This window comes from Streptomyces sp. NPDC086989, from assembly GCF_044745505.1.
Classification (GTDB): Bacteria; Actinomycetota; Actinomycetes; order Streptomycetales; family Streptomycetaceae; genus Streptomyces.
This window is the reverse complement of the sequence record NZ_JBIVAL010000021.1, coordinates 44,661-55,846: the sequence shown is the minus strand read 5'-3', so window position 1 is coordinate 55,846 and position 11,186 is coordinate 44,661. Positions and strand designations below refer to the sequence as shown.

The following is an 11,186-nucleotide window of genomic DNA, read 5'->3' as shown; positions in this document are numbered from 1 at the left end:
GAAGATCACTACCCGGGGCGGGCCGCGAGGTGCCTCCTGCGGTGCCGCGCGACCCGCTCGCGGTTGCCGCACAGCTCGCTGGAGCACCACCGGCGCCGGTGGCCGCGCGAAGTGTCCAGGTAGATGCGGGTGCAGCCGTCCCCCTCGCAGGACCGCAGCAGGGCCCGCTCGCCGGGATCGGTGAGCAGTTCCACGGCGTCCCGGGCGACGGCGGCCAGCAGCGCACCGCATTTCACCCCGCCGCACAACTCCCGTACGAGGTGACCTTCTTGGTCCCTTACGGCACACAGTCCCGGGGGTGGACCGGCGGCCAGCGCGTTGACCCGGGCCAGCGCGCCCTCGTCGGGGCCCGCCCCGGCGAGCTCGGCCCGTACGAGGCTGTCCACGTCGCGGCGCAGCGCCCGGAAGGCCTCCACCCAGTCGGGACCCACCCGGGTGATCGGCGTCCGGTCGGGCACGAGCCCGGCTCCGGCGAGCCACAGCCGCAGCTCGTCGCCGTCCCGGATCTCCTCGGCGCCCGCGGGGGCGGCGAGGGTGGCCATCAGGTCCAGGCAGACCCGCCCGGAGTCGAACCACATGCCCGTCACCGCCTCTTCGCCATGGGGCGTGCCTCTCAGAGTGCCGCGAGCCGCGTGGATGCGGAACCCCCCGTACGGGGCCGGGGCGGCGGCCCGGCGAGGGCCGGCCGGGTCCGGAAGGCGGGTCCTACAGCGGCGGGTCGTCGTGGAGGAGGCGTTGGAAGAGGCGGTGGTCGCGCCAGGCGCCGTCGATGTGCAGGTAGCGCGGGGCGAGCCCGTACTGCTCGAACCCGGCCTTCGCCAGGACGCGCTGCGAGGCCAGGTTGCCGACCAGGGTCCCGGCCTCGACGCGGTGCAGCCCGAGCTCGTCGCGGGCGATCCGGCAGACCTCCGTCAGGGCGGCGGTGGCCAGCCCCCTGCCGGTCCAGGCCTGGTCGACCCAGTAGCCGACGCCGCCGCTGCGGAAGGGCCCGAGGGCGATGCCGCCGAGGTTGATCATTCCGACGGGCGCGCCGGTGCCGGTCTCGACGAGCACGTACGGCGCGAGGCGTCCGCCGTCGCGCTCGGCGAGCAGGGCCGCGATGCGCGCGGCCTGCCCCTCCTTGGTGAAGAACACCTCGGACCGCCACGGCTCGAAGGGCGCCATGTACGCCCGGTTCCGCGCCAGCGTGTCGGCCAGCCCGGCGGCGTCCCCGAGCTCGACGCCCCGCATCTCCACCCCGTCAATGATCATCCCCGCACGCTAGCCAACCCCGCGGGCCACATCCAGCCCGGTCGGCGTTCCGCGGCGCTCGGGCACGGGAGCCGGCCCCCGACAACGGCGCCGCACCGGCCCGGCCCTCCCGCACGGAACCCGGCCCGGCCGGACGTACGCGGGCCGGCCCGGCCGGACGTACACGGCCCAGCCCGGCCGGACGTAAACGGCCCGGCGGGGCGGAACCCCCTGGCCGTCAGCGCGGCGCGGCCCCGGTCAGCCGGCGGAGCCGCCGCTGCACTCGCCGGCGTCCAGTGCCAGCCGGTAGCCCCGCTTCACCACCGTCTGGATCAGGTTCGCCGCCCCCAGCGCCCCCCGCAGCCGCGCCATCGCCGTCTCCACGGCGTGCTCGTCGCGGCCCGCCCCCGGCAGCACCCGCAGCAGGTCCGGCCGCGCCACCACCCACCCCGGCCTGCGCGCCAGCGCCCGCAGCAGGGCCATGCCGGCCGGCGGCACCGTCCGCAGCTTCTCGTCCACGAGCACCGCGTGCCCCCGGATCTCCACCCGGTGCCCCGCGACCGGCAGTACGCGCGCCCGGCCCGGCAGCTCCTGGCACAGCAGCTGGACCAGCGGACCCAGCCGGAACCGCTCCGGCTGGACGGTGTCGACCCCGGCCGCCTGCAGCGGGAGCGCCGTCACGGGCCCCACGCACGCCGACAGCACGTCCCCCCGCAGCCCGTCGAGCACCGCCTCCCGCATCCCGCGCTGCTCCGCCCGGGACAGCAGCGAGGCCGCCGCCGGGGCGGAGGTGAAGCTCACGGCGTCGACCGCGCCGACGGCCACCGCGTCCAGCAGCCGGTCCAGCGGTGCGAGGTCCTCCGGGGCCATCCACCGGTACACCGGGACGACGACCACCTCGGCCCCGCCGGCCCGCAGCGCCTCGACGAACCCGGGCAGGGGTTCCCCGTGCAGCTGGAGGGCGATGCGCCGCCCGGCGACCCCGCCGGTGAGCATCCGGTCGAGCACCTCGGCGAGGGATTCCGAATCCGGGGACCAGGTCTCCACCAGCCCGGCGGCCCGCACGGCGCCCTTCACCTTCGGTCCGCGCGCCAGCAGTTCGGCGGCCCGCAGCCGGGCCAGCAGTTCCTCGCCGATCCCCCAGCCGTCGGCGGCTTCGATCCATCCGCGGAATCCGATGGCGGTGGTGGCGACCACCGTGTCGGGCGCGCAGTGGATCAGTTCCTTGGTGGCGGCGAGGAGTTCGCCGTCGTCGGCCAGCGGCACGATCCGCAGGGCCGGGGCGTGCAGCACGGTGGCGCCGCGCCGGCGCAGCAGGGCGATCAGTTCGTCCGCCCGCCGGGCGGCGGTGACTCCCACGGTGAATCCCGCCAGCGGGCCCACCGTCGGCGCGGCCGGTCCGCCGGGGGTGTGCGTGTCGTCCATGGTGACCTGCCTTGCCCAGTGGGTCGGTATCACATCGCGCGATCAGCTGTCGCGGAAGCGGACCGAGCCTGTCAACTTGGCGTGTCAGGCTCGGTTCCGTCGTATTTCGTGTCCGTAAACGGGCGTTACACCGAGGTGAGCTGCGGCTTCGTCTCGGACCCGGCCGCCGGGAGCACGGCGGGGGCCGGCCGGCGAAGGTATACCGCCCACGTCACCGCGCAGCACGCCGCGTAGAAGCCGAGGAAGGTGACGAAGGCGGCCGTCCCGGATCCGGAGGTCGAGAACGCCTCCCGGAAGGCCAGGTTGATGCCGAGTCCGCCGAGGGCGCCGACCGCTCCGATGAGTCCCATGGAGGCCCCGGACAGCCGGCGTCCGTACGCGGCCGCGGCTTCCCCGCCCATGCCGCGGGCCAGCGCCTTGGCCTGGAAGATGCCGGGGATCATCTTGTACGTGGAGCCGTTGCCGAGCCCGCTCAGCACGAACAGGGCCACGAATCCGACGAGGAAGACGGCCAGCGAGTCCCGGCCGGAGGCGTAGACGACGACGCAGGTCGCGGCGGCCATGGCGATGAAGGTCGCGAGGGTGATCCGCGCACCGCCGAACCGGTCCGCGAGGGCGCCGCCGACGGGCCGGATCAGCGAGCCGAGCAGTGGACCGACGAAGGTGAGCGAGGCGGCCTGGAGCGGGGTGCGGCCGAACTGCGTCTGGAGCACGAGCCCGAAGGCGAAGCTGTAGCCGATGAAGGACCCGAAGGTGCCGATGTACAGGAACGCCATGATCCAGGTGTGGGCGTCGCGGACCGCCTCGCGGACGGCGCCGGTGTCGTTGCGCACGGGCGCGAGGTTGTCCATGCGCAGCAGGGCCAGCGCGGCCGCGGCCACGACCAGCGGCAGGTAGATCGCCAGGAGCAGCCTGGGGTGCCCGGCCCCGGCGGTCCCGATGACCAGCAGGGCGACGAGCTGGACGACGGGGACGCCGATGTTGCCGCCGCCCGCGTTGAGGCCGAGCGCCCATCCCTTCTTGCGCAGCGGGAAGAAGGCGTTGATGTTGGTCATGGAGGAGGCGAAGTTGCCGCCTCCCACGCCCGTCAGTGCGGCGACGGCCACGAAGACCGGGTACGGGGTCCCGGGCTCCATGACGACCAGGGCGGCCGTGAGGGGCGCGAGCAGGAGCAGGGCGCTGACGACGGTCCAGTTGCGGCCGCCGAAGTGGGCGACGGCGAAGGTGTACGGCACCCGGACGAGGGCGCCGACGAAGGTCGCGGTCGCGATGAGGAAGAACTTCCCGGCCGGATCGATCCCGTACCCGGGCCCCATGAACAGGACCATCACCGACCACAGGGACCAGACGGAGAACCCGACGTGCTCGCTGAGCACGGAGTAGAGCAGGTTCCGGCGGGCGATGCGCTCTCCGCCCTGCCTCCAGAACGTCTCGTCCTCGGGTTCCCACCGCTCGATCCAGCGGCCCCCCTTGCGCGGTGCGGTCGTACCGGTCATCACACGCCTCCACAGCTCTCGCGTCCGTGGTGACGACCGTAGGAACGGCGCGTTTCGGCCCCGGTCCCCGCCGGATGACCGGGGGGAAACCTTGCACTCACCCGCCGCCGGGGGCCTCTGTGAGCGCGGCGGGGCGCCAGCTCGCCGGGGGGACGTCCAGCCATCCGTACGCGGCGGCGGCCGCGTCCGCCGCCCGGTGCAGGGCGTCGAGTCCGGGGTGGCTGAAGCCCTTGCGCCACACCATCGACAGCGGGGACAGCGGCACCGGGTCGACGAGCGGCCGCTTCACGCTGCCCGGCAGGTCGAGGAAGTCCACCGTCACCAGCACCGGATGGCGGGTCTTGGCCATGACCCGGCGGAACTCGTCCTTGCCGATGGCCACGGGCGCGGGCGGCGCGGGTGCGATCCCGCGGCCGGCGAACAGTTCCCGGGCGAGTCCGGTCCACTCCAGGGTCCGCGGGTTGCCGGCCCCGGTGTACACGGTCTCCCCGGCCAGCGCGTCCAGCGGTACGGCCGCCAGCGCGGCCAGCGGATGCCCCTCGGGCAGCAGCACCGCGAGCGGCTCGTACCGTACGGGCCGGTGCGCGAGACGGGCCCGCAGTGCCGGGTCCAGGCCGTGGGCGTACCCGAAGGACACGTCGAGGCGCCCGGCGGCCACCTCGGCGGCGGCGTACGTCAGACCGCTCTCGAAGCGGGCCATCAGTTCGCAGTCCGGGGCGAGTTCCCGGGCCCGCTCCAGGACGCTGCGGGCGGTGCTGGGGCCGTCGGTGTTCAGATCGACGAGGAGCGCCCGGGGGCCGGTGAAGGCGGCGGCGAGTTCCTCGTGCGCGGACAGCACCCGCCGGGCCAGGGGCAGCAGCCGCTCCCCGTCCGCGGTCAGCTCGACGGCGCGGGTCGTCCGTGCGAACAGCCCCGTGCCCAGGACCTCTTCGAGGCGTCGGACGTCCCGGCTCAGCGCCTGCTGGGCGACGTACAGGCGGGCGGCGGCGCGGGTGAAGTGCAGTTCCTCGGCCACGGCGACGAACCCGCGCAGCAGCCGGGGTTCCACATCACGGGGATTCACCCGAGGAGACTAACAACGCAGGCGCGTGAATGGCTCCGGAACAGGTGTTGGACGCCCGGGCCCCGTGCGCCCGACTCTTTGATCATGCCGCAGACCACCTCCGCCCCGCTGATGACCGTGACCGGCTCCACCCTCGTCCTCGCCCCCGTTCCGGGCCGGCGGGCAACCCGGGCGCCGGGCCCGTACGCGCGGCTGTTCGCCGTGCCCGGCAGCCGCGCCTTCACCGTGGGCAACCTCATCGCCCGCCTCCCGATGGGCATGTTCGGCATCAGTGCGGTGATGATGATCGCGGGCCAGCGAGGCTCGTACGCCCTCGCCGGCGCGGTCACCGCCACCGGGCTGGCCGCCACCGCGCTGGTCGCGCCGTGGACCGCCCGCCTGGTCGACCGGTACGGCCAGGCCCGGATCGCCGTACCGGCGACGCTGATCGCGGTGCTCGGCTCGGTGGCGCTGGTCCTGTGCGTCCGTGCGCACGCCCCCGCCTGGACCCTGTTCGCCTCGTACGCCGCCACCGCGACCACCCCCAACATCGGCGGCATGTCCCGGGCCCGCTGGACGCACCTGCTGCGCGGCGCCCCCGCCGCGCACCACACGGCGATGTCCTTCGAGCAGGCCGCCGACGAGCTCTGCTACATGTGCGGCCCGGTGGTGGCGGCGTTCCTCTGCTCGGCGGTCTTCCCCGAGGCGGGCACGCTCACGGCGGCCGTGCTGCTCCTCACCGGCATGCTGGTCTTCACGTCCCAACGGGCCACGGAGCCCCCGGTGTCGGCGGCGGCCCACGGCGGCTCCCCGCTGCGCGCGGTCGCCCCGCTCCTGGCGCTCTTCGTCCCCCTCGGCATGCTGTTCGGTTCGATGGAGGTCACCTCGATCGCCCACCTCGGCGCGCAGGGCCTGGGCGCCGCCACCGGAGTGGTCCTGGCCCTCCAGGCGGCGGGCTCCTGCGCGGCCGGCCTGCTGTACGGCTCCCTGCGCCCGCGCGGTCTGCGCACCTGCCTGCTCGCGCTGTGCGTCGCGATGGCCCTGCCCTGGGCGGCGGCGGCCACGGGTTCCCTCCCGCTCCTGGCCCTCGCCCTGCTCCTGGCGGGAATGGCCACGGCGCCGACGATGGTCACGGCGATGTCCCGCATCCACGCGGTCACCCCGCAGGGCCGTCTCAACGAGGGCATGACCCTGGCGGTCACCGCGATCCTCGCGGGCATCTCCCTGGGCTCGGCCGGCGCGGGCGTCCTGGTGGACCACCTGGGCTCCACGACGCCGTACGCCCTCCCGGCGGCGGCGGCGCTCCTGGCCCTCCTGCTGCTCTTCCTCACCAACCCGGCGGTACGACTTTCCGGTACGACTCAGGTACCGTGAAGTGGTACCACTACTGGAGGAGCGGACCATGTCCATAAGCGCCAGCGAAGCCAGGGCCACCCTGTTCCCGTTGATCGAACGGGTCAACACCGACCACGCCCCGGTGCGGATCACTTCCAAGAACGGCGACGCCGTCCTCATGTCCGCGGACGACTACGACTCATGGCAGGAGACCGTCTACCTCCTGCGCTCCCCCGCCAACGCCCAGCGGCTGATGGAGGCCGTCGCGCGCGACCGCGAGGGCGCGCCCTCCGTCACCAAGAGCATGGACGAGCTGAGGCAGTTGGCCGGAGGGGAGGAGTGAGGAGCGTTCACTTCGACCCGGCCGCATGGGAGGACTTCCTGTTCCGGCTCTCCTCCGACCGCAAGATGGCCCGCCGGATCACCCGCTTGATCGGCGAGATCCAGCGTGACCCGTTCGGCGGGATCGGCAAGCCCGAGCCGCTCAAGGGCGAGCTGTCGGGCTACTGGTCCCGTCGGATCGACGACGAACACCGCCTCGTATATCGGGCTGACGAGAAGGAAGTGAAGGTCGTCAAGGCTCGGTACCACTACTGACGCCAAGGTCCCGGGCATGACGAAGGCCCCGCAGCCTGACGGCCGCGGGGCCCTTGCCCACATGGGATGAGTGGAGATGGCGGGAATCGAACCCGCGTCCAACGGTGCAGAAGCAGGGCTTCTCCGAGCGCAGTCCGCTGCGCTTTTCTCGGCCCCGGAGATCACACGGACAAGTCTCCGACGGGCTCAGTCACTGTTTGATTTCCCTCCAGCCCCCGTGACCGGGGCTAGAGGTTTAGATCCCTAATTGACGCCAGGATCCGGACCGGGACCACTTCCGGGCTGACGCTCCTCACAGAGGCTTCAGCTCACTGTTATTAGGCAGCGAGGGTGAAGCGGGAGTTATCGCTCTTGGAGTTGGCGATTATTGTTTGCGACATGTGGTTAGCGAGATCATTGCCGCTTCCTCGGCTCGCTTCCCCTGCATCGACATCCGCTGTCGAAACCGATCATCCCCATGTTGTTTTTTCAAAGTGCTCCACCCCGGGGGGCGGTGCTGACGCCCATGGTACGCGAAGTGGACCACGGGATGCCAGGTGATTAAACCGTGCCCCGCTGCTTGCGGCGGATGGCCGAGATCGCCCGGTTCGTCTCGCGGGTGTCCTGCTTCTCGCGCAGCGTCTGCCGCTTGTCGTACTCCTTCTTGCCCTTCGCCAGCGCGATCTCGACCTTCGCGCGGCCGTCCTTGAAGTACAGGGACAGCGGTACGACCGTGTGCCCCGACTCGTCGGCCTTGCGCTCCAGCTTGTCGATCTCCTCCCGGTGCATGAGGAGCTTGCGCTTGCGCCGGGCGCTGTGGTTCGTCCAGGTGCCCTGGCTGTACTCCGGCACGTGCACGTTGTAGAGCCAGGCCTCGCCGCCCTCCACGGACACGAAGCCGTCCACCAGCGAGGCACGGCCCTGGCGCAGGGACTTGACCTCGGTACCGGTGAGCACGATGCCGCACTCGTAGGTGTCGAGGATCGTGTAGTCGTGCCGCGCCTTCTTGTTCTGGGCGATCAGCTTGCGCCCTTTTTCCTTAGCCATAGTGCGGTCATTTTCGCACTACGACCCCACCCCGAGGCCACCCAATACCGTGCGCGCCCGTTCCTCGACGCCGTCGCCCGCCGCCAGGTCCGGCGTGATGCCGTTGCCGTCGAGGCTGCGGCCCGCCGGGGTGCGGTACGTGCCGACCGTCAGCTCCGCCACCGAGCCGTCCGGGAGTTGCGTCGGCATCTGCACCGAGCCCTTGCCGAAGGTCCGGGTGCCCACCGCCACCGCACGGCCGCGGTCCTGCAGGGCGCCCGTCACCAGCTCGGCGGCGCTCATCGTGCCGCCGTCGACCAGCGCGACCAGGGGGCTCGCGGTGTCCCCGCCCGGGCCGGCGTACAGGGCGCGCTGGGCCCCCCGTACGTCGTACGTGGCCACCAGACCGCCGTCCAGGAACGCGGAGGCGGCCGTCACGGCCTCGGTGACCAGGCCGCCCGGGTTGCCCCGCAGGTCGAGCATGAACCCGGTGCCGGGCGGGGCCGCGCGGACGGCGGCCCGGACCTGTTCGCCGGAGCCGCGGGTGAAGGAGGCGACCTTGATGACGGTGATCCCGCCGGGGAGTTCCCGCACGGTCACCGACTCGGTGTGCAGCTGCTCGCGCCGCAGGGTCTCGGTGAGGTCGGCGCCGTCCCGGGTGAGGTGCAGCACGACGGGGGTGCCGGCGTCGCCGCGCAGCAGGGTGACGACCTCTGAGACGGGCAGACCGGTGACGTCGTGGCCGTCGATGTTCAGCAGCCGGTCCCCGGCGCGCAGCCCGGCGCGGGCGGCGGGGCTGTGGGGCTGGACCCGGTCGACGTCGATCCGGCCGTCCGGGCGGCGGGCGGTCCACAGGCCGACGCCGGTCCAGCGGCCGTCGAGGTCGGCGGTGAAGGCGGCGTACTCGCCGCGGTCGTAGACCATGCCCCAGCGGTCGCCGCTGCGGCTGACCTCCTCCTGGGCGGCCTTCTTGCCGGACTTGCCCTCGGCGACGGCCTCGGCCGCGGCGCGGGCGACGGCCTCGCGGTCGGCGGTGCCCGGCTCCCGGGACGTCTCGGGTGCGGCCGCGGGGTGCTGCGTACCGGCGGCCGTTAACCCGCCGCCGGTGGCACCGTGGGCGTCGGCGCGGTCCCAGCATCCGGTGCCGGCCGCGGTGCCCACGGCGGCGATGAAGGCCAACGTCAGAACGGCCCCGCGACGCAGGTCGCGGGGCCGCAGACACAAGGCGGGAATACTCGGCAAGCCCAGCATGGCGCCGAGTCTAGGACAAGCCCCGTGGAGGTACGGCGGGTTGGGCGGAGCTCACACGGGGGCGCTCGTCACACCTTCAGGTACTTGCGCAAAGCGATGAACGCGGCCAGCGAGGGCATCAGCACCCCGATGACCAGCACCAACGGCAGCTTGGCCAGCACCGAGTCCCAGCCGATGAAGTTGATCAGCTCCATCTTGCTGCGCAGCGCGGCGCCGTGGTCGATCACGAAGTACTGGCCGGCGCCGAGCATGGCGCAGGCGAACACGGCGCCGATGAGGCCCGCGAAAGCGGCCTCCATGATGAAGGGGACCTGGATGTAGAAGCTGGACGCGCCCACGAGCCGCATGATCCCGGTTTCCCGCCTGCGGCTGAACGCGGAGACGCGCACGGTGTTGACGATCAGCAGCAGGGCCACGATCAGCATGATCAGCATGATGCCGAGGGCGGCCAGGTTGAGGTAGCCGAGCATCGTGAAGAGGTTGTCGAGCTCCTGGTGCTGGTCCTCCACCGACTGGACGCCGTCACGGCCCGCGAACGCCGTGGTGATGACCTGGTACTTCTCGGGCTGCTTGAGCTTGACCCGGAAGGATTCGGGCATCTGGTCCGGGGTGACCACCGTGGCGAGCGCGGTGTGCCCGAAGCGTTCCTTGTAGTGCTTGTAGGCCTCGTCGGAGGACTCGTAGTGGACCGTCTCGACGAGGTCCATCTTCTTCAGGTCGGTCTCGATCTGCTGCTTCTGGTCGGGGGTGACCGCGCCCTTGGCGCAGGCCTTGCTCCCGCCCTCGGCGTTGTCCTCCGCGTCGCTCTTGTTGCAGAGGTAGATCGAGACGTTGACCTTGTCGTACCAGTAGCCCTTCATCTCGCTCACCTGGTCGCGCATGAGCAGGGAGCCGCCGAACAGGGCGAGCGACAGGGCCACGGAGATGATGACGGCGAAGGTCATGGTGAGATTGCGACGGAGACCGACGCCGATCTCCGACATGACGAACTGGGCGCGCATGACGTCTCAAGGGCCTTTCAGTGCTGGTAGCCGTAGACGCCGCGCGACTGGTCGCGCACGAGTCGGCCCTGTTCGAGTTCGATGACGCGCTTGCGCATCTGGTCCACGATCTGCTGGTCGTGGGTGGCCATGATCACGGTGGTGCCGGTCCGGTTGATCCGGTCCAGCAGCTTCATGATGCCGACCGAGGTCTGCGGGTCGAGGTTGCCGGTGGGCTCGTCCGCGATCAGGAGGGCCGGCCGGTTGACGAAGGCGCGGGCGATGGCCACGCGCTGCTGCTCACCGCCTGAGAGCTCGCCCGGCATGCGGTCCTCCTTGCCGCCCAGGCCCACGAGTTCCAGGACCTGCGGGACGGCCTTGCGGATCTCGCCCCTGGGCTTGCCGATGACCTCCTGGGCGAAGGCGACGTTCTCGGCCACCGTCTTGTTGGGGAGCAGTCGGAAGTCCTGGAACACGGTCCCCAGCTGGCGGCGCATCTGCGGCACCTTCCAGTTGGAGAGCTTGGCGAGGTCCTTGCCGAGGACGTGGACCTGGCCGTGGCTCGCCCGTTCCTCGCGCAGGACCAGCCGCAGGAAGGTGGACTTGCCGGAGCCGGAGGAGCCGACCAGGAAGACGAACTCGCCCTTCGCGATGTCCAGGGAGACATCTCTGAGCGCGGGGCGGTTCTGCTTCGGGTAGGACTTGGAGACGTTGTCGAATCGGATCACGGGTGCACCACGGTCGCCGGGAGTAGGTGTGCGTGACCATACGCGAACGGGCGGGGGGTGGGGGGCCGGCGTCCGGAGTTGCCCGATATATCCCCTG

General features: G+C 72.0%; 12 protein-coding genes and 1 other RNA gene. 3 read left to right on the top strand and 10 right to left on the bottom strand.

The window, feature by feature from the left end:
• Positions 1 to 8: 8 nt before the first annotated feature.
• The 5 genes from ACIPK4_RS35060 to ACIPK4_RS35040 form a co-directional block, all read right to left on the bottom strand.
• The gene (locus ACIPK4_RS35060) at positions 9 to 578 is read right to left on the bottom strand and encodes an ABATE domain-containing protein (RefSeq protein ID WP_054225169.1); all 570 of its coding nucleotides are present in this window, start codon (positions 576 to 578) and stop codon (positions 9 to 11) included.
• A gap of 127 nt (positions 579 to 705) precedes the next feature.
• Positions 706 to 1,251, bottom strand: a complete 546-nt coding sequence (locus tag ACIPK4_RS35055; protein ID WP_402320600.1) for a GNAT family N-acetyltransferase — start codon at positions 1,249 to 1,251, stop codon at positions 706 to 708.
• Between the two features lie 237 nt (positions 1,252 to 1,488).
• Entirely contained in the window at positions 1,489 to 2,655 is a 1,167-nt protein-coding gene (locus ACIPK4_RS35050) for a uroporphyrinogen-III synthase (protein WP_402320597.1), read from the bottom strand.
• 125 nt (positions 2,656 to 2,780) lie between these two features.
• Positions 2,781 to 4,151, bottom strand: a complete 1,371-nt coding sequence (locus ACIPK4_RS35045) for an MFS transporter (RefSeq protein ID WP_402320594.1) — start codon at positions 4,149 to 4,151, stop codon at positions 2,781 to 2,783.
• A gap of 97 nt (positions 4,152 to 4,248) precedes the next feature.
• Positions 4,249 to 5,214: a LysR family transcriptional regulator gene (locus ACIPK4_RS35040; protein ID WP_402320592.1), complete on the bottom strand. Its 966-nt coding sequence runs from the start codon at positions 5,212 to 5,214 to the stop codon at positions 4,249 to 4,251.
• A gap of 84 nt (positions 5,215 to 5,298) precedes the next feature.
• On the opposite strand from ACIPK4_RS35040, the gene ACIPK4_RS35035 reads away from it, so the two are divergent.
• The 3 genes from ACIPK4_RS35035 to ACIPK4_RS35025 are packed head-to-tail and all read left to right on the top strand — an operon-like array spanning position 5,299 to position 7,125.
• On the top strand, positions 5,299 to 6,567 hold the full coding sequence (locus ACIPK4_RS35035) for an MFS transporter (protein ID WP_402320589.1): 1,269 nt from the start codon (positions 5,299 to 5,301) through the stop codon (positions 6,565 to 6,567).
• Between the two features lie 28 nt (positions 6,568 to 6,595).
• Positions 6,596 to 6,871, top strand: coding sequence for a type II toxin-antitoxin system Phd/YefM family antitoxin (locus ACIPK4_RS35030; RefSeq protein ID WP_054225175.1), 276 nt, complete (start codon positions 6,596 to 6,598; stop codon positions 6,869 to 6,871).
• Complete coding sequence (locus tag ACIPK4_RS35025) at positions 6,868 to 7,125, top strand: Txe/YoeB family addiction module toxin (RefSeq protein ID WP_054225176.1); 258 nt, start codon at positions 6,868 to 6,870, stop codon at positions 7,123 to 7,125. The genes ACIPK4_RS35030 and ACIPK4_RS35025 overlap by 4 nt, the downstream gene beginning before the upstream one ends.
• A 68-nt stretch (positions 7,126 to 7,193) precedes the next feature.
• Here the strand turns inward: ACIPK4_RS35025 and ssrA are convergent.
• The 5 genes from ssrA to ftsE all read right to left on the bottom strand — a co-directional run bounded on the left by ssrA (position 7,194) and on the right by ftsE (position 11,089).
• Positions 7,194 to 7,582, bottom strand: a transfer-messenger RNA (tmRNA) gene (gene ssrA, locus ACIPK4_RS35020).
• An 83-nt stretch (positions 7,583 to 7,665) separates the two neighbouring features.
• A complete protein-coding gene (smpB, locus tag ACIPK4_RS35015; protein WP_054225177.1) occupies positions 7,666 to 8,151 on the bottom strand; it encodes an SsrA-binding protein SmpB in 486 nt (161 codons plus the stop codon).
• A gap of 18 nt (positions 8,152 to 8,169) precedes the next feature.
• Positions 8,170 to 9,381 (bottom strand): S41 family peptidase, encoded by a 1,212-nt coding sequence (locus ACIPK4_RS35010; RefSeq protein ID WP_402320584.1) that lies wholly within the window; start codon positions 9,379 to 9,381, stop codon positions 8,170 to 8,172.
• A gap of 68 nt (positions 9,382 to 9,449) precedes the next feature.
• Positions 9,450 to 10,382: a permease-like cell division protein FtsX gene (gene ftsX, locus ACIPK4_RS35005; protein WP_054225179.1), complete on the bottom strand. Its 933-nt coding sequence runs from the start codon at positions 10,380 to 10,382 to the stop codon at positions 9,450 to 9,452.
• Between the two features lie 17 nt (positions 10,383 to 10,399).
• On the bottom strand, positions 10,400 to 11,089 hold the full coding sequence (ftsE, locus tag ACIPK4_RS35000) for a cell division ATP-binding protein FtsE (RefSeq protein WP_030161344.1): 690 nt from the start codon (positions 11,087 to 11,089) through the stop codon (positions 10,400 to 10,402).
• Between the last annotated feature and the right edge of the window lie 97 nt (positions 11,090 to 11,186).

What these genes read in the sequence shown, in the direction of transcription:
- ACIPK4_RS35055 (WP_402320600.1), bottom strand. Translation starts at nt 1,251, where the DNA reads ATGATCATTGACGGGGTGGAGATGCGGGGCGTCGAGCTCGGGGACGCC.
- ACIPK4_RS35030 (WP_054225175.1), top strand. Translation starts at nt 6,596, where the DNA reads ATGTCCATAAGCGCCAGCGAAGCCAGGGCCACCCTGTTCCCGTTGATC.
- ACIPK4_RS35045 (WP_402320594.1), bottom strand. Translation starts at nt 4,151, where the DNA reads ATGACCGGTACGACCGCACCGCGCAAGGGGGGCCGCTGGATCGAGCGG.
- ACIPK4_RS35060 (WP_054225169.1), bottom strand. Translation starts at nt 578, where the DNA reads ATGTGGTTCGACTCCGGGCGGGTCTGCCTGGACCTGATGGCCACCCTC.
- ACIPK4_RS35035 (WP_402320589.1), top strand. Translation starts at nt 5,299, where the DNA reads ATGCCGCAGACCACCTCCGCCCCGCTGATGACCGTGACCGGCTCCACC.
- ACIPK4_RS35010 (WP_402320584.1), bottom strand. Translation starts at nt 9,381, where the DNA reads ATGCTGGGCTTGCCGAGTATTCCCGCCTTGTGTCTGCGGCCCCGCGAC.
- smpB (WP_054225177.1), bottom strand. Translation starts at nt 8,151, where the DNA reads ATGGCTAAGGAAAAAGGGCGCAAGCTGATCGCCCAGAACAAGAAGGCG.
- ACIPK4_RS35050 (WP_402320597.1), bottom strand. Translation starts at nt 2,655, where the DNA reads ATGGACGACACGCACACCCCCGGCGGACCGGCCGCGCCGACGGTGGGC.
- ftsX (WP_054225179.1), bottom strand. Translation starts at nt 10,382, where the DNA reads ATGCGCGCCCAGTTCGTCATGTCGGAGATCGGCGTCGGTCTCCGTCGC.